Raw genomic sequence first — 21,965 nt, 5'->3', positions numbered from 1 at the left:
GCTAACCTGTATTAATTTTGAGCGGAATACCTATGGAACAAATCGTTACGAAATTTGGGGGCACTAGTGTATCTAGCCGAGCCACATGGAACAATATTGCAGCAATCACTCAAAAACATATCAAAGCAGGGAAACAGCCTGTTATTGTATGCTCTGCATTAACTCAAATTTCTAATAAACTCGAAAAAGCCATTGATGCTGCACTGTTAGATGAGCACCAGAGCATCTATAATGATATTGAAACCAGTCATTTCAATTTAGCCAATGATTTAGAGGTAAGTCGGGAACTTATCACTAATGAATTACACCAATTAAAGCAGTGGCTAACTGGAGTTGCCTTATTAAAGCAAGCGCCCGCAAAAACTCAAGCTCAAATTTTGAGTTTAGGCGAATTAATGATGACCCGTCTAGGCGTGGCTTTTTTAAAAAACCAAGGGATTAATACGCAATGGTATGATGCTCGTGAACTGTTAACAAGTACTCCCTCCTTAGGCGGGGACTTAATTAATTATTTGTCCGCGCGTTGTGAAAGTGACTATGATTCTCACTTAGTGGAAAAGTTTCTCGCAAGTGGTGCACAAGCAATAATCACTCAAGGCTTCTTTGCCGCAAATGCCGAAGGGGAGACGGTATTATTAGGACGGGGAGGCTCCGATACCTCGGCTGCGTTATTAGCAGGAAAATTACAAGCATCAATGTGTGAGATTTGGACCGATGTTCCTGGCATCTACACCGCCAACCCCCATCAACTTCCTCATGCTCGTTTATTAAAACAACTTAATTATGATGAAACCCAGGAAATTGCATCCATGGGCGCTAAAGTTTTGCATCCCAATTGTATTCCCCCAGTTCGGAAAGCGAATATTCCTATGGCAGTTAAATTTACGCAAATGCCAGAGCACTCCGGCACCCTAATCACCAAAGATATTGATGAATCAGCCCCCCTGATTAAATCGATTCAGGTAAAGCACAGTATTTTATTAATCTCGATCGACACGTTAAATATGTGGCAACAAGTAGGGTTTTTAGCTGATGTTTTTTCTGCTTTTAAAAGGCACGGTTTTTCCGTAGATCTCCTTTCATCCTCGGAATTTAATGTTACCCTTTCTTTAGATACCACTGCAAAATTACGCGATAGGCCGGCTATTAATGAACTGCTCGCAGATTTAAATCAATTTGGTAAAGCAAAGCTTATTGAGCCTTGTAGCGCCGTAAGTTTAGTAGGCCATCACATTCGCACGGTCCTTCCTCATCTTGGCCCAGCTTTAGAAGTGTTCGATGCCAAACAAGTTTATCTGATGTCCTTAGCATCAAATGACTTAAATCTAACCTTTGTAGTAGATGAATCCCAAGCGGATAAATTATGCCAGAAGCTGCATCATTTATTGATCGAAAATAATCCCCAAGTATTTTATTACTCAAAAAGTTGGCATGAAGAATTTGGCAAACCCCATGTACGGCCTACGCCTTGGTGGGAAACGGAGCGCGATCGCCTGCTTACTGTAGGCTCGATGCATTCGCCCTGTTATGTTTATCATAATCCAACTCAGACCCATCGTGCTCAACAGTTATTGGCTTTAAAATCTGTGGATCAAATATTTTATGCTATTAAAGCGAACCCTCACTCGTCAGTTCTACAAACCTTAGAAAAAGAAAACATTAATTTTGAGTGCGTGTCGATTCAAGAATTAGAACTGGTTTTAGAACTTTTTCCTAATATCAGTAAAGAACGTATTTTATTTACTCCTAATTTTGCGCCGAAATTGGAATATGAATATGCCTTACAAATAGGCTGTTATGTTACTATTGATAGCCTCTACCCTTTAGAGCACTGGCCTGAATTATTCGCCAATAAAGAAGTCATTGTTCGTCTTGATCCCGGCACGGGAGCTGGTCATCATAAGCACGTCTCCACTGGTGGTAATGAATCGAAATTTGGTATTACTCAAAATGATATTAATAAAGTTTTAGAGTTGACCAAAAAGCATCATATAAAGGTAATTGGCTTACATGCCCATTCAGGTAGCGGCATCCTAACCATTGAATTATGGCAAGAAACGGCTCTAATGCTTGCTGAATTAGCTAAACAATTTCCTGAGGTGCGTTCAATTAATTTAGGCGGCGGGTTAGGTGTTGTTGAAAAACCAGGTCAACTTCCGCTTGATTTTGCTGCCTTAGACGCTTCATTATTAGCAGTCAAAACCCAACACCCCCATTTACAAATTTGGCTCGAGCCCGGGCGTTTTTTTGTCTCTGAAAGTGGCGTTATTCTTGCCAAAGTAACTCAATGCAAAGAGAAAGGAAAAGTGAAGTTTATTGGTATTGAAACGGGGATGAATTCGCTAATCCGGCCATCCTTATACGGCGCTTATCATGAAATTGTTAATCTATCGCGTCTTTATGAAGAAAAAGCCGTCTTTTCTCATATCGTTGGTCCTATTTGTGAGTCGGGAGATACTTTAGGTTATGACCGGTTGTTGCCAATTACTAAAGAGGGGGATATTTTATTAATTGCCAATACTGGAGCCTATGGTCATTGCATGAGTTCTAATTATAATCTAAGGCCTGCTGCAGAAGAGATAGCTTTCGATTAAATACTTATCCGATTTATTCAGTAGGTCGAGCTAGCTGTCTAATAAGGCTCGACCTGCATTGTGAGATAAAGATCAAACCAATCGTTTAGCAGAATAAGGTGTGGGTAGAATTATGACACTCATTGATGGAGAACAAAGGGCACGGGCAACCGATCCAAACTGTTCTTTTATTGTACAGGCTCCTGCAGGGTCAGGAAAAACCGAAATTTTGACGCAGCGCTATTTGCGTTTGTTGAGTACAGTCAGTGCTCCAGAGCAGATTATTGCCCTCACTTTTACTCGTAAAGCGGCCAGTGAAATGCGAGAGCGGATTATACTCGCACTACAACAAGCGTCTGCAAAAAAAACAGCAAAATCAGCTCATCATCAAGTTACTTTAAATTTTGCCCAGCAAGCCCTGGAACAAGATGCACGTTGTGAATGGAATTTATTAGATCATGCTAATCGCTTAAAAATCATTACCATTGATTCCTTATGCAACAGTATAAATCACGCCATTCCCTTATTAGAGCAGCAAATCGCTTATGCACAAATTACGGATAAACCAGAACGTCACTATCTCAATGCTGGTAGACAATGTATCCAATTTGCTATAGATCATCCCGACTATCATTCATCAATCAAAACTTTACTACTCCATGTAGACAATAAACAAGAACTCTTACTTAGTTTATTCAAAGATTTATTAATACAGCGAGATCAATGGCTATCTCCTCTTTTTCAAGCGCGTATCCAAGATAAAACAACATTTGAACAAGCCTTACAATTTATTGAACAACATGAATTAGCGCGTTTGAAAAAAAGCCTACCATTAGAATTAGCCTATCAATTAGTAATGCTCTCTAAAGAGCTGGTGCAGATTGAAAATAATCCTGAATCTCCTCGTTACCCCCTCAATAATTGGAACAATTTTAATGAAATAACCCCTGAGCTCGCCAAAGCCTTATGCCAACTAATTTTGGGTAGTGACCAAAATATCCGCAAAAGCTTCGACCACCATGTAGGATTAAAAAGCGGATCTTGCCCACCTGCTCAATACAAACAACTGAAAGAAAACAGCAAAGAATTATTACTGAACTTACAAGATTATCCAGAATTTCACGCAGCCTTACTTCAAGTAAGCCAGCTTCCTAAACCAGAATATGATCTTGAGCAATGGGAAGTATTACAAGCACTATTTCATTTATTACCTATTCTTGTTAGCCATTTACATCTTTTATTCATTGAACATAATGAACTTGATTTCACCACCATTTCCCAACAAGCTTTAACAGCACTGGGTAATGAGAGCAACCCCACCGATTTAGCCTTATATTTAGACAATGCTATTCATCATCTTTTAATTGATGAATTTCAAGATACCTCTATAAGCCAATTTGAATTAATAACCCGCTTACTGCAAGGCTGGCAACCTGGAGATGGCAAAACTCTATTTATCGTAGGCGATCCGATGCAGTCTATTTACCGTTTTAGGCAGGCGGAAGTCGGCTTATTTTTTCGTGCTAAAACCCAAGGCATTGGTCCAGTACAGCTTAACTTTTTACAATTACAATGTAATTTTCGCTCTACCAACACTATAGTTAATTGGATTAATCAGCAGTTTATCCATGTCTTTCCCAAGGAAATAGATATTGAGTCAGGTGCAGTACCCTTCCATCCTTCAGTGCACGTAGTTGAAGATACTCATTTAAGTGCTATTCATGCTATTGAATGCAGCAATCGTGAACAAGAAGCAAATTATTTAATTGCACGAATTCGTGAAGAGTTAGCCGCTGATAAAGAACAAAGTCTCGCTATTTTAGTACGCTCAAGAAGCCAATTATCAACCATTATTAATTTGCTTCGTGAACATCAAATCCCCTATCAAGGTACTGACATCGCTCGCTTAGCGCATTTGCCGCATTTGCGCGATGTCTGGTCTATTACTCAGGCGTTATTGATGCCCGCTAATCGCCTATCTTGGCTTGCTTGTTTGCGTAGTCCTTATTGTGGCTTACTTTTAAATGATTTGCACTCTATTGCACAATTTAATACCTCCGGTTCTATTTATAGCAATCTAGTGCAAATAGATAAGATCTCGGAATTAAGTGATGAAGGTCGTTTGCGTGCTCGATTTTTTATGCAAGTAATGCAAGAAGCCTTATCACTACGAGGCCAGGTTCATTTATCAGAATGGGTGGGTAATACCCTTAAAAAACTACATCTAGAAATCATCCTTAATCAAGACGAGCTCAATGATCTAGAACAATTTTGGTCATTGTTAGATCGCTATGATGAAGAGGGCCGGCTAAGCAATATAAATGAGTTTTATAATGAGTTAGTTAATCTCTATTCACAACAAAGCTCGGTCTCTCGTTTACAAATAATGACGATACATAAATCTAAAGGATTAGAGTTTGATACGGTTTTTCTCCCAAGCTTAGGCGCCCAACCAAGCCGGAGCGATGCCCCTTTACTACGGTGGTTGAAATTACCGAGTACCCAGGAGGATATTTTTCTTGTTTCGCCCATCAAAGGAGCTCATCAAGAGCAATGCCTTTTATATGATTATTTAAATACCCTAGATGAAGAGAAAGCCCACTATGAAGCACAACGTCTTTTTTATGTAGCAGTTACTCGAGCGAAAAAACGTCTTTATCTTTTAGATGGCACTGGAAAAACAGCAAAAAAGTCCTTCCGCGGTCTATTAAAACAACAAGAGTTCACCATATATGAGCCCCAGCAACTGGATGGAGAATTAGGAACTACCCTACCTCAGTTAAGTCGATTGCCCATAGACTTTTATCTTAGCCCTCCTCAAAGTAATCCAAGACCATTAAACCCAATCCCGGCTTTACAGTTAGCTATTCCTCGCTTACTAGGCGTCGTCACTCATCGTCTTTTACAATGGATTTGTGACAATCATCCTCAAACTGTTAAGGACTTGCCGTGGGATTTAATAGAACAAGAACTAACCCAATTAGGGCTAGATAAGGAAACTAAAACCGCTGCATTATCCTCCATTACTGATCAAATGATACGCTTATTTCAAGATCCCATTGGACAATGGATCATTGCACCACATCATAATGAACATAATGAATATGAATTGTTGCTGGAAAAAGATAACAGTCTAGTTACACGGATTATTGATCGTACCTTTGAAGATCAACACTCATTATGGATTATTGATTTTAAAACTGGCAAAGAAGACAAAATAAGCGACGCTAAATACCAACAGCAACTTCAGGAATATGCTCAATATTTAGCACAGCACTCCCTGCTTCCTATTCAATGTGGTCTGTATTATTTAGCCAGTAATCACTGGCAACATTGGCATTATGAACCTGAATTCACCTCCTAACGAAAGATTAAGGAGTAGAAAAAGTAACCCTGCCTGAGGTATGATTAGACTTTTTACTTAAAGGTAAATTCATGAGCGCTGAAGCGATTATTATTTCTCTAGTAGATTCCCTTGTTGATCCCTTCCTCGAACTAACTGGTAAGGACATGGGCTTAAAATATACCCTAGAGATGGATAATAATCGCCTTCAACTGAGTATTACGGCTGGATTTCCTTCTCTCTTATTAGAAGAAAGTTACAAAAATATTGTCGAAAGCGCGTTAAAAAAGCAATTTCCAACTCATCAATGTAGTGTTGTTATTAAACAATTTATTCGCGCTCATAAAACTCAATTCGTGGGAAAAGGTTTGCGCGGGGTGAAAAATACTATAGCAGTAGCCTCGGGTAAAGGTGGCGTAGGTAAATCAACAGTCACAGTCAACCTGGCAGCAGCGCTGGCAAAATTAGGCGCCCGAGTAGGAATCTTAGATGCAGATATTTATGGCCCAAGTATACCCTTGATGTTGGGCACCCAAGGTCCTGTAGAAATTGCTGATGACTTCTATTTACCTATTGAAGCCTATGGTATCCAAACTATGTCGATTGCCTATTTAACCAATATGGAGCATGCTCTAATCTGGCGTGGCCCAATGCTTGCCAAATCCCTAATTCAAATGCTTGATGGCACCGGTTGGAATGAACTGGATTATTTGTTTATCGATTTACCACCTGGTACGGGAGATATTCAGCTAACTTTAGTGCAAAAAATTCCCCTGACTGCAGCAATAGTAGTAACCACACCCCAAAATGTAGCGACGCTTGATGCGCAGAAAGCTTTAACCATGTTTGAAAAGACCGGTATTGATGTATTAGGTGTCATTGAAAATATGTCTACCCATTTATGCAGTAATTGTGGACATGAAGAAACCATTTTTGGTGAAGGAGGCGCCCAGGGTTTATGCCAAAATCATCATTCGGTTTTACTTGGCCAACTTCCTTTAAATAGCAATATACGCAAGCAATGCGACAAGGGTACACCTATTGCTAGTCAAATGGACCAAGAAATAGCAAAACCCTTTATCAAAACAGCCTTAAAAAGTGCTATAGAACTTGCCCAGAAACCCATTAATTATGCAGATAAATTTCCAAGAGTAGTTGTCGAATAACATGGCGCTGATTTATAAGCCTAACTCATAGCCTCCATACTTAGAGAGGCTTTATCGAGGGATAACTAGAGATATCATCATTGCTTTGTCGACTGACCCCAGGAATTTATGTATAGGTAAGATTAGTGGCACTTGCAGACCAAGCGTAGCTTAGGAATTATTAGCTGAAGACTAAGAGGGAAGCATTATTGGCTATACCATTAATGCTTCAATGACTCTTGCAGCCAATGAATTACCGCGGCTATCGTTGCCTTATTCACACTAAGGAATTGATGATAGGATGCTTCTAGCAAGTCTTTTTGTTTTGTTTTGTAATAATGCTCAATATATGCACAAGCTTTTTGTAAACGTATTGTACCAAGACAGGCAACGCCTGCTTTTATTCGATGCGCTAATTGATCTATTTTATCCCATTTTTCCAGCTCATAGAACTCAACCATTTTTTGGACATCATCCTGTACAACAGGGGATAAATAAGTATTTAATACGGAGGCCAATAAGATTAAATCATTGGTGTATTTAAGCCCATCTTGAGGATCAAAAAGCTCAAAACTATCGAGCTCGGGTAATCTATCTTCCTGCGCTCCTGACTCGCCAATTTGAGTTTTTGCTGGCAATTTTAGTTTATTTATAAGGGCATATTGTTCAATCATTACTTGTAAACTATTTGAATTAATAGGTTTTCTGAACACTTCATTCATTCCAGAATTAAGACATTCGGGTCTTGCTGACTCTGGCGCATGTCCGGTTAAACCAACAATAGGGGTTGGCCTGCAGTTACGACTCCTCTCCTCATGACGGATATGGTTTGCTAACTCTGTACCCGACATACCCGGCAAACCAATATCAGTAATGATTAAATCAAAACAATTTAATTTAACGAGTTCTAAAGCCTCCTCGCCGCTCGTGGCCGAGATAAAGCGATGACCTTGGTTTTCAAGCATGGACTCCAGTACTTTTAGAGCAATTACATTGTCTTCAACAAGTAAAAAATGAAGGCTCTCCTCCTTAGGAGAGGATTTAAGATTTTTAGCAGAGCTTTCCTTTATCACAACCCTAGGAAGATCTTCTTGCTTGCCTATTTTACAAACCAGATCAAAAGAAATGGATGTCCCAATCCCTTCTTTACTTTTTAAACGAATAGTTCCACCTAAGAGAGCAATATAAGACTGTACTATGTGAAGACCAAGTCCATAGCCTTTATATACACCTTTAGAAGAGGGATTAGCCCGAAAAAAACGCTCAAAGACCTTAGCTTGTTGATCTTCAGGTATGCCAATACCGGTATCACTAACTGTAAACTCTAAAGTAGTCTCTAATCCCTTGGTTTTTAAATTTCGAACCTGAAGCGTAATGCCACCCTGATTAGTAAATTTAATAGCATTACCTAAAAGATTTAACAAAATGTGATGGATTTTTTTGCGATCATTCACTATTAAAGTGGGAACAGCAGGATCCACTTGAGCCTTTAGGCTTAAATTTTTTGCCGTCACAGTAGGCGCTTCTAACTTAATTAAATTATCCAAACATTGGCGAAGATCAAAAGTTTCCTCTTGAATATCAAGTTGATTAGAATTACCGGCCTGCACATCATCTAAAATTTCATTCAACATATTTAACAGCTGATTGCCGCTTTCATACAATAAATGTGCATCCTCCTTATGGATAGGGTCAACCAAAGCTTTTTCAAGTATTTCTGATAAGCCAATTACTCCAGTTACAGGAGTACGAATATCATGACTCATGTTTTCTAAAAATTCGGTTTTAGCTTGATTGGCGGCCTCAGCCTGTTGATGGGCTTCCATCAGGTCTTTTTGCAATTTTTTTTGCTCACTGATATCCATAGAGGTTCCGATGATACCAACAATTTCATTTTGTTGATTATACAAAGGATGTTTTATCGTCAACTCTGTAATCAATCGTCCATCAGCAAGTTTAGCAATTTCTTCTTTTTTAATAGGTTTTCCATCACGCATTACTTGTAAATCGAGAATACGCCAATCCGTTGCAAATTCGCTCCAGCATAAATCAAAATCGGTTTTGCCGATTATCTGTTCGGGTTTGTCAAAACCAGCCATTTGAGCAACAAATTGATTACAGCCCAGATAATGACCCTCGCGATCTTTCCAATAAATGGCGCCAGGAAGCGAATTAATAATCGAGTTAAAATAAGAGTGTAAACTGTCGTTAGAATTTTCCGCTAAATTAAAGATAAGACAGAAGTTCGGGTCTACATAAGTAAGCGATAGACTATATTGGTAATTTGAATAGAGGTCAGCTAAGCGCGTGTGTTGAAATAAGTGCTTTTTTGCTTGCTCTAGCAGAGCTGAAACGTACTCTTTATCTAGATTTAAAAACTCCATGGCATCAAAAATTGATTTATTCTTGTAGGAATAAAGCGAGGAAAAAATCTCTTGCTGGCTATTTAGCACCATCTCTTTAATTTGGTAATTAGAATCAACAATAAAAACAAATTGCTGATCATTATTTTGCGCAGACGAATTACCCAGCGTTTGGGATCTATCCCTCTTAGATTTTTTTTTGATCATTAAAAATCCTTATCCCTTTCCTCATTAAATGATGAGGCAAGTAATAACTCTATATAGTTAGCCACTTTCTCCATAGTATTGTATTGATGAAATTCATGATAGGTCATATGTAAATGAAATGTTTCATTAATAGTAGCTAAAAAATAATACATCGACAAAGACGAAACACCATGAGTCCAAAATTCTTCAGTGATTAGCGCATGATTGCCGGTAATATTAAGCCAGAGTTGTTTCAACTGCGATAATATAGAGCCGTTATCTTGTTCTACCTCCGAGGAATTAGGGAGGACCAGTTTCTTTTTATCCAATTTACCATTAATAGTTTGGGGCCATTTTTCTACCCATAGATAAATTGAGGGATTAACCCAAGCCATCACATGTTTTTTAACATTCATTTTGATATGGTCAAAACAAAATTTTTGTAACCAGGGGCTAAACGGTTCGCGACAATGAGGATGAAAAGAATCAATTTTTTCTTTGTCTATAGGTCGAATAAGTTTATTGGAAGAAGAGATAGGGACTAAGAGTAATTGCAGATAATGCAAGGGAGCGTTTTGTTGATAATGAATAAAGGTTTGATATCCAGGAAACCTTTGATTGATTAAAGAGGCGCTACGGTTATTTTTTTCTTCAACCAAGAGCGAAGAACTCTTTAACATATTTTGCAATGCGCTTTTTTCCTGCAGGGATAAATGGGTGCAAAGTCGAGAAAGGTAATCATAAGGTACATTGCTAATTTTAACAGGTTGAGGAGCTCTAGTGATTAACTCTTTTTCTTGAAATTCATTAAATCCAACATGGTAGCATTCCATGTGCTCTATATCTTTTTCTATATGCAGTACAACATCGTAGCGAAAATAATTAAGTTCATTAAAATAGTTCCCCTGCTTCACATTTATATCTACCCAACTTATGCGTTTAAATTGCTCTCTTAGCGCATAGAAAAATAACGGGGAAAGGACAATCTCCGTTTCTCTTGATTTATAGTACAAATGGGCAGGATTTATCTCATTTGCATCAGGATGATGATGAAAGTATTTCATTGCCAAGAAAACATCTAATAACTCAAGCGAACGAACATCACCGATAAGTAGAGTACCGCCGGGCTTTATTGCTTTAATAAGTTGTTTTAATGAATCAACAATTGATTTTACACTAGGCATGTACTGAAGGACAGAGTTTATAATAACGCAACTGAACTGATATGATTCATGAATATTAATCATGGATTCTAATTTATACGACACTTTATCTTTAAATTCGTTCGGAATAATAGTGCGCACGTAATCGAGGGCATTATTTGAAACTTCTACTAAGGTTACCTGTTGAGCTTGGGGGAGATAACTTAAAAGTAAGCCGCCTGTGCCACAACCAACTTCCATAACATGAGTCAGATCGGCATTCTGAATGTAATCTCGAATCGTGGTATAGGATTCAGAGAGCTCTTCTGAGTTAAAAATTTGACCAGTAAAAGAATTTTGCCAACCACAGGTATTGAGCTCTTCATATTCAAACTCTTTAGCATGGGTATAAACTTCGTCATAAATAGCTTCTATGTAGGACGAGGAGTCTTCGCTAATTATTTGATTACCGTGGGCAAATAAAGCTTCTTCATCCATTTCTACATAAGCAGCTAAGGTTTTGTAGTAGTCGTTATGCTCATGAATTTTTACCACCGCTTTTTTTACAAAAACTTCATTCTCAATAGTAGCCTCTATTTCGCCAGCCTCAATACGAATACCACCAAACTTTAATTGATCATCTGCTCTTCCCAGATAACAAAGTGCTCCATCTTCTGTTTTAGTGACTAAATCTCCGGTTTTGTAAAAACGCTCTCCCTCTTCATTGGTTACAAATTTTTTGGCAGTCAGTTCAGGCGCATTAAGGTATCCTCGTGCTACACCTTTGCCACCTATATAAAGTTCAGTCTGGCCAGGCTCCTCCATGTCTACTAACTTAATACTGGTGTTTGCAACAGTCTCCCCCAAAGGTACAGATTCAAAGGATAGAGGTGACCGAAGGTTATAAATCATTGACCACATAGAAGTTTCTGTTGGACCGTAAACATTCCAAATATTACCCTTTTCATAATTAAGTTTTGCAGCAAGACTCGATTTAAATTGTTCACCACCTACTAATATCTGTGCAGCCCCATCGTTGACCCATCCATTTTTTAATAAAATTTCCCAGGTCAAAGGGGTTGCCTGCATGAGGGTCACATTAAATTGATTGATATAGTGTTTTATTTTCTTGCCGTCAGCAACAACTCCGTGCTCCGTTAAAACTAAGCCTGCGCCTAAAGTCAGTGGCATTAATAGTTCAATTAAAGAAATATCGAAGGTATAGTCCGTAAGGGCTAAAAATAAATCTTTTTCTGATAAAGTCAGTGTTTCGATTAGTGAAAAAAATAAGTTCATCATTGAATGATGTTCAATTAACACACCTTTAGGATTTCCAGTAGAACCTGAGGTATACATCACATAAGCCAGATTTTCTCCTGTCAAATTGGGGCGTAGATAGTCTCTTGAACTTATCTCGAGATCGGCAGGATTAATTAGAGTAAGCCCTTCTGGTATTTTAAATCGAATAGAACTATCGCAAAAAGCAAGTTTAGCCTTAGTTTCCTCTAAGATGTATTCAATGCGAGAGCAAGGTGAAGAAGGGCTAATAGGTAAAAATGCGCACCCGGCCTTTAATATTCCTAACATGGTGATGATAATATTAGGTGTTCTTTCCAGAACTAAAGGAATAATGGCTTCTTTCGGAAGGCCTAATTTAGAAATAGCATGAGCTAAGGTATCAGAATATTTATGCACCGACTCATAGGTAAATTGCTCCTCTCCAAAATAAATAGCCGTTTTATGGGGGTAATTTTTTACTGCGAGTAAGAAGGCATCGATGAAATGATTGAACATTGTTTATTTCCATTTATATTATTTTTTCTAATTATAGCGGTAGTTTTTTATTATGTATTTTTAAAATCCTACAAAGGATTATTTAGGAATTAAATGTTGCCTTTATTCTTTCAAGATAAATCAAAACATACCAAATTTTATTAATTCTATAGAAGTTCTAAAGTTAGAATTATTTTATCAATATATGATTAAAAAAACAGCAAAATAATGAAATTGATTTCTTATGTTTTTACTAATGAACTACAATAAAGGTAATTTTAAATGAAAAGGAATTTATCATGCCGCTCCATACGCCGATCTGCGATCTGTTGAATATTAAACTCCCTATCTTTCAAGGTCCTATGGGTGGTGCGGCAAGTCCGGCATTTGCTGCAGCGGTAGCTAATGCAGGCGGTTTAGGTACTCTACCTTTGGGTGTCAGGTCGAGTGAGGAAATCCATGCCATGATTAAAGGCACGCAAGCCTTAACTAACAACGCCTTAGGAGTCAATTTAGTATTAGAATGGGAGCAAAAAGAGCGGTTAGCGATTAGTCTCGATTATGGAATAAAAAATATTTGGTTCTTTTGGGGAGACCCCTCTCCTTTCGTCCAACAAATTCACGCAGCTGGAGCCAAAGTAATTCATACGGTAGGTTCTGCCGAAGAGGCAAAGAGATCCGTTGACGCTGGAGTTGATGTGATTGTGGCTCAAGGTTGGGAAGCTGGTGGGCATTTGTGGGGGGAAGTAGCTAGTTTACCACTTATACCAGCCGTAGTTGATGTAGTAGGTTCCACCCCAGTAATAGCCGCTGGCGGTATTGCGGATGGCCGTGGCTTAGCCGCCGCTCTGGCTTTAGGGGCTTCTGGCGTTGTTATTGGGACTCGATTATTAGCTAGTACAGAAGCGGGTGTGCACCAGTATTATAAAGAAAAACTTCTTAACTCACGTGAAACAGATACCGTTTATAATAATTTATTCAATATTGGTTGGCCTAACTCGTGGATGCGTACTCTACGTAATTCTACCTATGAAAACTGGCAAAAGACAGGTAAGGCGCCTGCAGGGAAAAGGCCGGGTGAACATGAAATCATTGCGAAAACATCAAGTAAAGAATTTCCTCGTTACAGCTATGTCCTACCTACTGCGACAATGGAAGGTGAGCTTGAGGCCATGGCGCTTTATGCCGGGCAAAGTGTAGGTTTAGTTCATGAAATTAAATCCGTAGAAGCAATTTTTGCGGATATTCGAGAAGAAGCCCTAGCAGTATTTAAAAAACTAGAACTATATAGGTAATTCAAATGAAAACCGGAAAATTAATTATTTTAAATGGTTCGTCCAGTTGCGGAAAAACCAGTACCTGTCGGGCGCTGCAAGATTTATTTGAAGAGCAATTTATTTTATTAGGACTGGATGTCTATTCTCAAGCTACCCCTCCTAAACAAAATAATATGTCTACGATTGAGCCCAGTTATTTTACGGCTCGAAAATACATTCAAGAAGGTTTAGAATATTATGACATTGCAACAGGCCCTTTGCTAGATAAGGTTATTTTTACCTCTTATCGCTCTATTAGTGCTTATTTAGACGCTGGAATTAATGTCGTTTCTGATCAACTTTTTTGGTCTTCTAAATGGTTCCGCAGCGCTTTAGATGTTTTTATTCCCTATCACGTCTTTTATGTTGGAATGTTTGTTTCCGATGAAGAAGGAGTGCGCCGGGAATTACAACGAAGCAGTAATGCAGGGAGCGATGATATAGTTGGTAATGGACGCCCAGGGGGGTGGAATCGTACGAGTGCCATAATGACTCATGAAAATATGATCTATGATTTTTCCATTGATAATACCCATTTATCAATTGCAAAAACTGCCCAAGAAATTAAAGCCGCCTATGAAGCAACTAGAGAGCCTATGGCCTGGAAAACACTATACCAGACCTATAAAAATTAAGGCTTTGAGGTAGCTTGCTCTGGTCCAAATGTATGCGGTTTAATGAGCACCTATTATTTCTTAGCAAATTTTAATAACGATTTCATCCCTTCATCACTGCTGATGCCGCTATAGTTTCCTCTTTAATTATTTTGGCTTATTAAAAAGAGATAAGTATAATGCACTAAAAAACACAAGAAGCGATGATTATGTATCGAGTTATTTTAGCCCTTATTACTCTTATTTATTGTGGTTTAAGCCTCGCTAAAGGCACCTACCAAATTGACTTAATCTTATTTGCCCACCCCCAAAATACGAATGAACTTCAGGATCTGCATCTACCTTTCTTACCTATAGATAAAAAAGCTCTAACCTTAACTTCTAGCACCATAAAAACAGCGAAGCTTTATACCCTTCTGCCACCGTCCCAATCAAGCTTGCACGACGAATATTATTTGTTAAACCGCAAATCACAATTTAGGGTACTTGCCCAATACAGCTGGCGACAAAGCGCAAAAAAACAAGAAAAAGTGGCTCTTCCGCGAACCAACAATAAAGGTTGGCTCATGCAGGGCACCATACAAGTAGAGCAAGGAAGTTATTATTCATTCGATGCAAGGTTACAATTTTCACCTCCGAGTGATCCAAGCGCTGCATTTACTGTCTCTCAAAAACAACGTATTGAGGAGGGGAAAATCTATTACCTTGATAATCCCTATGTGGGAATGGTAGTGAAGATTCAGCAAGTGGGGTAAATTGATAGTTAGCTTATGCGAGGTGCCGATGGTATACCATGGGCACCTCGAAAAATTGGAAACTAGGGAGGCGATAGTTTATTCGTTTAATTGGTTCCACCGACGGTCAAGGCATCAATTTTTAAAGTAGGCTGTCCCACACCCACAGGTACAGATTGCCCATCTTTTCCACACACGCCAATTCCCCTATCTAAAGCTAAGTCATTGCCAATCATGGATATTTTCTTCATCACCTCCGGACCATTACCAATTAAAGTAGCTCCTTTAACCGGTTTAGTGACTTTACCATTTTCAATTAAATAAGCCTCACTGGCAGAAAAGACAAATTGACCTGAAGTGATATCCACTTGACCGCCGCCAAAATTAACCGCATATAAACCGTTTTTTACTGATTTTATAATCTCTTCAGGATCATGGTTTCCAGCCAACATATAAGTATTGGTCATGCGGGGCATTGGGATATGAGCATAGGATTCACGACGGCAATTTCCGGTAGATTTCATACCCATTAATTTAGCATTGAGCTTATCTTGCATGTAATTTACTAGAACGCCATTATCAATTAGGGTGGTACATTGGGATGGAGTACCTTCATCATCAATAGTCAAGGAACCCCGGCGATCCGCCAAAGTACCATCGTCAACTACGGTTACTCCTGGAGCTGCTACTTGTTGCCCCATTCGCCCCGAAAAGGCAGATAAGCCCTTACGATTAAAGTCCCCTTCTAAACCGTGGCCTACTGCCTCATGTAATAAAACCCCTGGCCAACCAGGGCCCAAAACCACAGGCATAGTTCCTGCAGGTGCTGGTTGTGCTTCTAAGTTAATTAGGGCTTCACGCACCGCTTCCCTGGCATACAATAAGGCATGTTCTTTTTGTAAAAAATAAGAATAAGCAACCCGTCCACCACCGCCGGTGCGCGCGGATTCTCTTCTCCCATTTTTATCTTCAACAATTACACTTACATTTACACTGACTAAGGGTCTTACATCAGCAACCATCTGTCCATTCATTGCCGCAACCATTACTACTTCATAACAACCACTTAAAGAAGCATTTACTTGAATAACACGAGGATCAAGTCTTCTAGCTTCTTTGTCGATAGCTTCTAGTAAAGCAATTTTTTCTTGCTTATTCATTGTTTCAATAGGATTTAGACCTTGATAACGTTGCGTAGGCGAGGTAGAAACATGGATGGGTTTTGTCGTTTTCGAACCCACTAAGGCTATAGAACGAGCTGCATCTGCTGCCCGTAGCATGGAGGGCAAAACAATATCGTCACAATAAGCAAAGCCTGTCTTATCACCACTTACGGCACGTATCCCTACCCCCTTATCCAAAGAATAACTACCGCTTTTTACTTCTGAGTCTTCTAAATACCAGGATTCATAATTACAGCTTTGAAAATATAAATCAGCATCATCAATGTGATGGTTCATCATTGTTTTAAATAGTTTTTCTATACTCTGCTCATCTAAAGAGTTGGGTTCTAGTAACATTTGTTTGGCAATGGTAAGGGATTGGCTCATTTAAATACCTTTATAAATAAAATTCATTATTATTAGTGTTATTTTAGCAGCAAAAAATGCTTATTTTAAAACATGGTGCTCAATGCAAGGGAATTGTTCTCTTAACTGTTTAAGCCTTTGTAAATCGATATCTGCAGTTATCAAACCTATTCCTGTTTTTTTCTGCGCCACAATCTTACCCCAAGGTTCAACCACCATACTATGACCATAAGTATCGCGACCATTTTCATGGTGGCCGCATTGATTAGCAGCTAAAACGAAACTTAAATTCTCAACAGCTCTAGCTCTGAGTAAAAGCTCCCAGTGTGCGTGTCCTGTAATTGCTGTAAACGCAGAAGGTACTGAAAATATCTCAGCACCTTTAAATAATAACTTTTGATAAAGTTCAGCAAAGCGCAGATCATAGCATACAGTTAACCCTATTTTTCCAACAGGGGTATCAACAACCACCACATCTTTTCCGGGCTCAATATCATTGGATTCTTTATGGGCTTCTCTATCAGAAACGCGAACATCAAATAAATGAATTTTGTCATACCGTGTTACATGCTGCCCTTTATTGTCAAAGACAATACTGGTTGAGCGTACTTTTCTTCCCGAGGTTTTTATAGGAACAGTGCCGGCAATGATCCACAAATTGAAACGTTTGGCAAATTGGCTCATTTTTTCTTGAATAGGGCCTTGACCGTAAGTTTCAGCCACTCGAAACTTATCATCATTAATTCCCATACATGCAAAATTTTCGGGTAAAGATACTAGAGACAGTGATTCTTGATGAGCTTGCATCATCATTTTTTCAACAAACGCTAAATTTTCCTCAACCTTTGTAGAGGAAGTCATTTGTATTAGTCCTACTTTTTGCATATCCAAGTCCTTAAGTTGATGATAATAATCATACTACAGAGCGATTGCGAAGCCCAAAACAAAATTGACAATATCATCCTTTCTTCCTAATAATAAGAGTTGCTGGTATCCTTAAGCTAGGCATAAATACAAGTTCGCACTTATAAAAAATATAATTAGTAGACATACTTGAAATATGAGCAACTTGTCTACATATATGCTAATATAATATTAAACAATATGGAGTTCTAAGACAATGAACCGAAACGAAGTGAACATTATTACTCGCCGTAGTGATTCTGTGATTTCTACAAACAGAGTATTAAGAAATACTTATTTACTACTAGGTTTAACCTTTTTATTTAGTACCCTTATGGCTTATGTAGCCTTTGCAACGGGTGCTAGACCAATGAACCCATTATTAATGATTGTGGGTGTCTATGGTTTAATGTTTCTAACCCAAGCTACTAGAAATAGTATTTGGGGCTTAGTAAGTACTTTTGCTTTTACTGGCTTTTTAGGCTATACCTTAGGCCCTGTTTTAAATTATTACATAACAGGTTTTGCTAATGGACATCAAATCGTGGCCACTGCTTTAGGCGGTACTGGTATGATTTTCTTTGGCTTGTCTGGTTATGCCCTGACTAGCAGAAAGGACTTTAGTTTCTTAGGCGGCTTCTTATTTGTAGGCACCATGTTAGCTGTACTCGCGATGATAGCGGGGATCTTTTTCCAAATTCCTGCGCTTCAATTAGCAATTTCAGCTGCCTTTATTTTAATTTCATCGGGATTAATTCTATTCCAAACAAGTGAAATTATCCATGGCGGTGAGACTAACTACATTAGTGCAACAGTTGGTTTGTATGTGTCGATTTATAATTTATTCGTAAGCCTCTTAAATATTTTAAGTGCATTTTCTGGCCGCGATTAATTAGCTGTCTCCTCTACCTGAGTCCCGGGCTTGTTCCGGGATTTTTTTTCTGAACGTGTTGTCTTTGGTGCATCTTGGACAAATTATTCTGCCTCAAAATGCTCACATACTGATGTATGCTGCGCTTTTTCGACAGGATAATTTGTCCAACCTACACTCAAATCCAACCCGTTCAGCTTACTTTCTGGGACCTACTTATTCCTCACAAAGGTTCACCTACTGATGTATACTGCGCCATTTTGTAGGTTGGGCCGTTGGGCCTAATGGCACTACCTTAAGCGGCAAGATATTCATTTTCGAGCCGCTTATTTTTTCTTGCTTGTTTTCTTCGTAACTTAAGCTGTTCCATTTTTCGAGACGCTCTTAGAATGGGATAAGATTTTGGTTGAAGCCTTATCGCTCTAGGCTCACACCTCCCCGGCCTATTACCTATTTTTTTGGCGACAATGAGACCTAACAGCTGATTATAAAGCCTTAGCCATTTCGTTTGACTGGAACAAGCTGCTAAATAAGGCATAAATTCATTGTTCAATTGAAGGGCTCCTTTAAAACTAATATATCTGGGGGATACTTGATGGTGTCTTGCTGCATCAGCCATCACATAACGAATGATGGTATAAGCCAAAAAATAAACTCCGATTTCTTTTCTTACCATATCGGGTGATTTACAAGAGAGTTTATCCATTCCCATAATGGTTTTAATCGAGTGTAAATGTATTTCTGCCTCCCATCGCCTTTAATAGAGTGATAAAAGCTCTTTGATTTTCTGAGACATTCCTAAAGGTTTTCTTGGCTTTATCCATGTAACAATATGTTCCTTTTTACTTAGGCGATGGCCTTTGCGAAAGTCATATCGGCGTTGGTTGTGCCCCGGAACAACCAAATCAGCCTGTTGGCGCATAAGGTCATAGACTAAGAAAAAATTACAGTATAAGCGATCGGCTATCAGGAGATCATTTGCTTGGATATACATCCTAATATTGTTTTTAATAAGGTAATCTCTCCTGTTCCTTTCCCTTTATAAGCTGCTATGGCATAATCCATTACTGCACCTGTAGTCAGCGATAAAACAGCTACGATTCGAGCCAAGGGAAAGCCAATGCCCTTCTTTTTATTGGCATGCTTTGGAAATGTCTTGTTGTTAGCTTTTGGATCAGGCATTTGAACTGTCGTGCCATCCACCAGTTTGACTTCACGCTTAAAGGGCTTCCATGCATTACTCATCTGTTTCAATGATTTATTTCCAAGCGTTTTGACTAACTCATGAGGCAGTTCTTCAGACAACCTTTTTCTTGCCTTCACATACGGTCCTGTATTGATGCTAATGGCCTTATTACCATTATTAAGTCGTTCTGCAGCAAGGCTCATCACTGCATTGCTACAGGAATGGTCCGGGGCAAGAACTTGTTTTAAAAAACTACGTAGTACCTGAAAAGGAGTATAAATCCGCTCTCGAATTGCTCCACTGGATTGTATTAGGGCTTGGCAACATTCTAGATTTAGAATGGTGGTTAAAAAATGGCTTCCTTTACTTGTCTGTAGCTGTGTTTTAAGTGTTTTTATTTGAACTGTGATTTTGTTTTGTTTACACTGCATTATCAGTTTCCTTGTCTTAGGGTGATGGTTCTTCGCAAAACAATCATATCTAAAAAGGAAACTGATTTCTTTTGTTTTTCAATGTCTTGTATAGTATTTCTTAGCTTCAACTGCTTAAGGTAGTGCCATTAGGCCGTTCGGCTCAACAGGCCTTAATCATCCATGTTTATGATTGGGGACTTGCAATACCATTGTTGAGCCGAACGGCCCAACCTACGGTCCTGGTAATAATAGGCATAAACGCACGACTGGGCGAACTCATAGAACGTTGGTATAACACCTTATTATGTTTTGCCTCTCTTTTTGCTAACGTTCCACTCATTTATTATTAAATTTTTAACTATTAATTGTTTTAATTTATTGCCGCTATGATCTTGTTTTTTAATTAATTAATAACATTTTTGCTATTAATCGTCTCCTCTACCCTTGTCCTATTTGATAATTTTTTTTGCTAAAATAGGTATTTTTTGCTTTAATTATATAATTATTCAACAGGTAGTTGCTTTATTAATCGTCATTATTTTTGAAAACTTTAGCATTGTAACCATTTTTTAATCAATAGTTGTTATCTAGATAACTAGTTTGTGGAACCACGTTAACTAATAAGGAACCGTGATTATGAGATCGTCTCTCCTGGCCCTGAGCTCTATTATTTTATTTACTTCAAGTATAACTGCCCAATCAGCCTCTACTGTGCAACCCACTACCTGCATCACCCCTCAATTTAGTGCTAGTGGGGATCAATATTGGAAAAATATAACCCTTAAATTAACTAATAATTGTACAGTACCTGTTGATTTTGAAAATACGAGCTTAAGTTTTAAAAATAAAGCTGCATTGAATACCACTTTTTGGGGGGAGTTTTCACCCTTACCTTATCCAGATAATAATTTGAATATCAGCTCTCAACAACAAGGTGATGGTACTTATCTAGCTACTCTCACCATGCATTTTCCAACTAACCAAGGCGTGAGTACTAAATTACCGATAGGAAAATCGATTCAGATTAAATATGGCGTCAATAGTGATACCCATATAGAGGGAACAACCAGTGTTTATGTGAATGCACCCATTGATACAACTGGCTCCATCGTTTTAAAAAATGCCACCCCAAAACCTTCGGATGTCACTCAAAATTACGCTTTAGTACATGTAACAATGAATGGTCAAAAAATTAATGACGTGCAATTACCTTGGAATAGCAGTACTACTCTTAATAGTTTAGCTCCAGGAACTTATAATTTAGCGGCAGATACTATAACCAATAACTCTGGTGGAAGCTACCAAGGTACAGCGACTCCCACAACAGTTACAGTGACCGCAAAGCACCAATCCAATGCCACCATAAGTTATGCTGTAGTACAACAAACCGGAAAAGTTGCCATTAATTTGCAGAACTTACCTAATGAGCTTGTAGGTTACACCTCTCAACCCACTGTTGTAGTAAGCGATAATCAATCTGGCTCCTCCATATCTCAATCGCTAAGCTGGAATAGCACAACCACTGTATCGCAATTAAAAGTAGGTAGCAGCTATAAATTCTCCACAGGGGCAATTTCATATAATGGCTATAACTGTAACCCTACTTTTAACCCAACCCAATTAACCGCAGCCACTACCGCTCCAAGCACTAAACTTAGCTTTCAATGTGTGCAAGTAGCGCAAAATACTGTAAGTTTAAATGTAACCGGAGCTCCTGCGAGTCTTAGCAGCTTACATGTAACTCTCACTCCTAATAATAACTCATGTTACGCACGGTCAATTTTAAGCTGCCATATTTTTAAGCTCCTGCCAAGCAATCTGGTTCGCTCTAAGAATCAATTTGTACTTAATAGCAAAGTGATTTAAATGAGTTT

General features: G+C 38.6%; 14 protein-coding genes. 8 read left to right on the top strand and 6 right to left on the bottom strand.

All coding sequences use genetic code 11. The annotated features are described in order from the left end of the window. The first annotated feature begins 32 nt into the window (after positions 1–32). From ELY15_RS01140 to apbC, 3 genes are all read left to right on the top strand, one after another. Positions 33–2,594, top strand: coding sequence for a bifunctional aspartate kinase/diaminopimelate decarboxylase (locus tag ELY15_RS01140; RefSeq protein ID WP_199744135.1), 2,562 nt, complete (start codon positions 33–35; stop codon positions 2,592–2,594). Positions 2,595–2,706: 112 nt separating this feature from the next. Continuing rightward, entirely contained in the window at positions 2,707–5,937 is a 3,231-nt protein-coding gene (locus ELY15_RS01135; protein ID WP_127097821.1) for an exodeoxyribonuclease V subunit beta, read from the top strand. A 71-nt stretch (positions 5,938–6,008) separates the two neighbouring features. Next, complete coding sequence (gene apbC, locus ELY15_RS01130; protein WP_127097820.1) at positions 6,009–7,082, top strand: iron-sulfur cluster carrier protein ApbC; 1,074 nt, start codon at positions 6,009–6,011, stop codon at positions 7,080–7,082. Between the two features lie 200 nt (positions 7,083–7,282). On the opposite strand, the gene ELY15_RS01125 is transcribed toward apbC, so the two are convergent. Both ELY15_RS01125 and ELY15_RS01120 read right to left on the bottom strand, forming a co-directional pair. Then, entirely contained in the window at positions 7,283–9,631 is a 2,349-nt protein-coding gene (locus tag ELY15_RS01125) for a PAS domain-containing sensor histidine kinase (RefSeq protein WP_127097819.1), read from the bottom strand. Next, positions 9,631–12,546 (bottom strand): amino acid adenylation domain-containing protein, encoded by a 2,916-nt coding sequence (locus tag ELY15_RS01120; RefSeq protein WP_127097818.1) that lies wholly within the window; start codon positions 12,544–12,546, stop codon positions 9,631–9,633. The genes ELY15_RS01125 and ELY15_RS01120 overlap by 1 nt, the downstream gene beginning before the upstream one ends. A 278-nt stretch (positions 12,547–12,824) precedes the next feature. Between ELY15_RS01120 and ELY15_RS01115 the strand changes: the two genes are divergently transcribed. The 3 genes from ELY15_RS01115 (at position 12,825) to ELY15_RS01105 (ending at position 15,210) form a co-directional block, all read left to right on the top strand. Next, positions 12,825–13,820 (top strand): nitronate monooxygenase family protein, encoded by a 996-nt coding sequence (locus tag ELY15_RS01115; RefSeq protein WP_127097817.1) that lies wholly within the window; start codon positions 12,825–12,827, stop codon positions 13,818–13,820. Between the two features lie 5 nt (positions 13,821–13,825). Then, positions 13,826–14,476 carry a hypothetical protein gene (locus tag ELY15_RS01110; protein ID WP_127097816.1) on the top strand — a complete coding sequence of 217 codons (651 nt, stop codon included), beginning with the start codon at positions 13,826–13,828 and terminating at the stop codon, positions 14,474–14,476. A gap of 188 nt (positions 14,477–14,664) precedes the next feature. Then, positions 14,665–15,210 carry a CsiV family protein gene (locus tag ELY15_RS01105; protein WP_127097815.1) on the top strand — a complete coding sequence of 182 codons (546 nt, stop codon included), beginning with the start codon at positions 14,665–14,667 and terminating at the stop codon, positions 15,208–15,210. Positions 15,211–15,296: 86 nt separating this feature from the next. Here ELY15_RS01105 and tldD read toward each other — a convergent pair whose 3' ends face one another. Continuing rightward, on the bottom strand, positions 15,297–16,739 hold the full coding sequence (gene tldD / locus ELY15_RS01100; protein WP_127097814.1) for a metalloprotease TldD: 1,443 nt from the start codon (positions 16,737–16,739) through the stop codon (positions 15,297–15,299). Positions 16,740–16,799: 60 nt separating this feature from the next. Continuing rightward, positions 16,800–17,603 (bottom strand): carbon-nitrogen hydrolase family protein, encoded by an 804-nt coding sequence (locus ELY15_RS01095; RefSeq protein WP_127097813.1) that lies wholly within the window; start codon positions 17,601–17,603, stop codon positions 16,800–16,802. A gap of 235 nt (positions 17,604–17,838) precedes the next feature. Between ELY15_RS01095 and ELY15_RS01090 the strand changes: the two genes are divergently transcribed. After that, on the top strand, positions 17,839–18,513 hold the full coding sequence (locus ELY15_RS01090; RefSeq protein ID WP_127097812.1) for a Bax inhibitor-1/YccA family protein: 675 nt from the start codon (positions 17,839–17,841) through the stop codon (positions 18,511–18,513). A gap of 274 nt (positions 18,514–18,787) precedes the next feature. Here the strand turns inward: ELY15_RS01090 and ELY15_RS01085 are convergent, their stop codons facing one another. Further along, entirely contained in the window at positions 18,788–19,198 is a 411-nt protein-coding gene (locus ELY15_RS01085) for a hypothetical protein (protein ID WP_127097811.1), read from the bottom strand. Between the two features lie 260 nt (positions 19,199–19,458). Continuing rightward, positions 19,459–20,109, bottom strand: a complete 651-nt coding sequence (locus ELY15_RS01080; protein ID WP_127097810.1) for a hypothetical protein — start codon at positions 20,107–20,109, stop codon at positions 19,459–19,461. Positions 20,110–20,727: 618 nt separating this feature from the next. Between ELY15_RS01080 and ELY15_RS01075 the strand changes: the two genes are divergently transcribed. Then, positions 20,728–21,957, top strand: coding sequence for a hypothetical protein (locus ELY15_RS01075; RefSeq protein ID WP_127097809.1), 1,230 nt, complete (start codon positions 20,728–20,730; stop codon positions 21,955–21,957). Positions 21,958–21,965 lie beyond the last annotated feature (8 nt).

Source organism: Legionella sp. km772 (assembly GCF_003989735.1).
Lineage (GTDB): Bacteria > Pseudomonadota > Gammaproteobacteria > Legionellales > Legionellaceae > Legionella.
The sequence above is the reverse complement of the archived record's forward strand: the minus strand, read 5'-3'. Positions and strand labels throughout refer to the sequence as shown.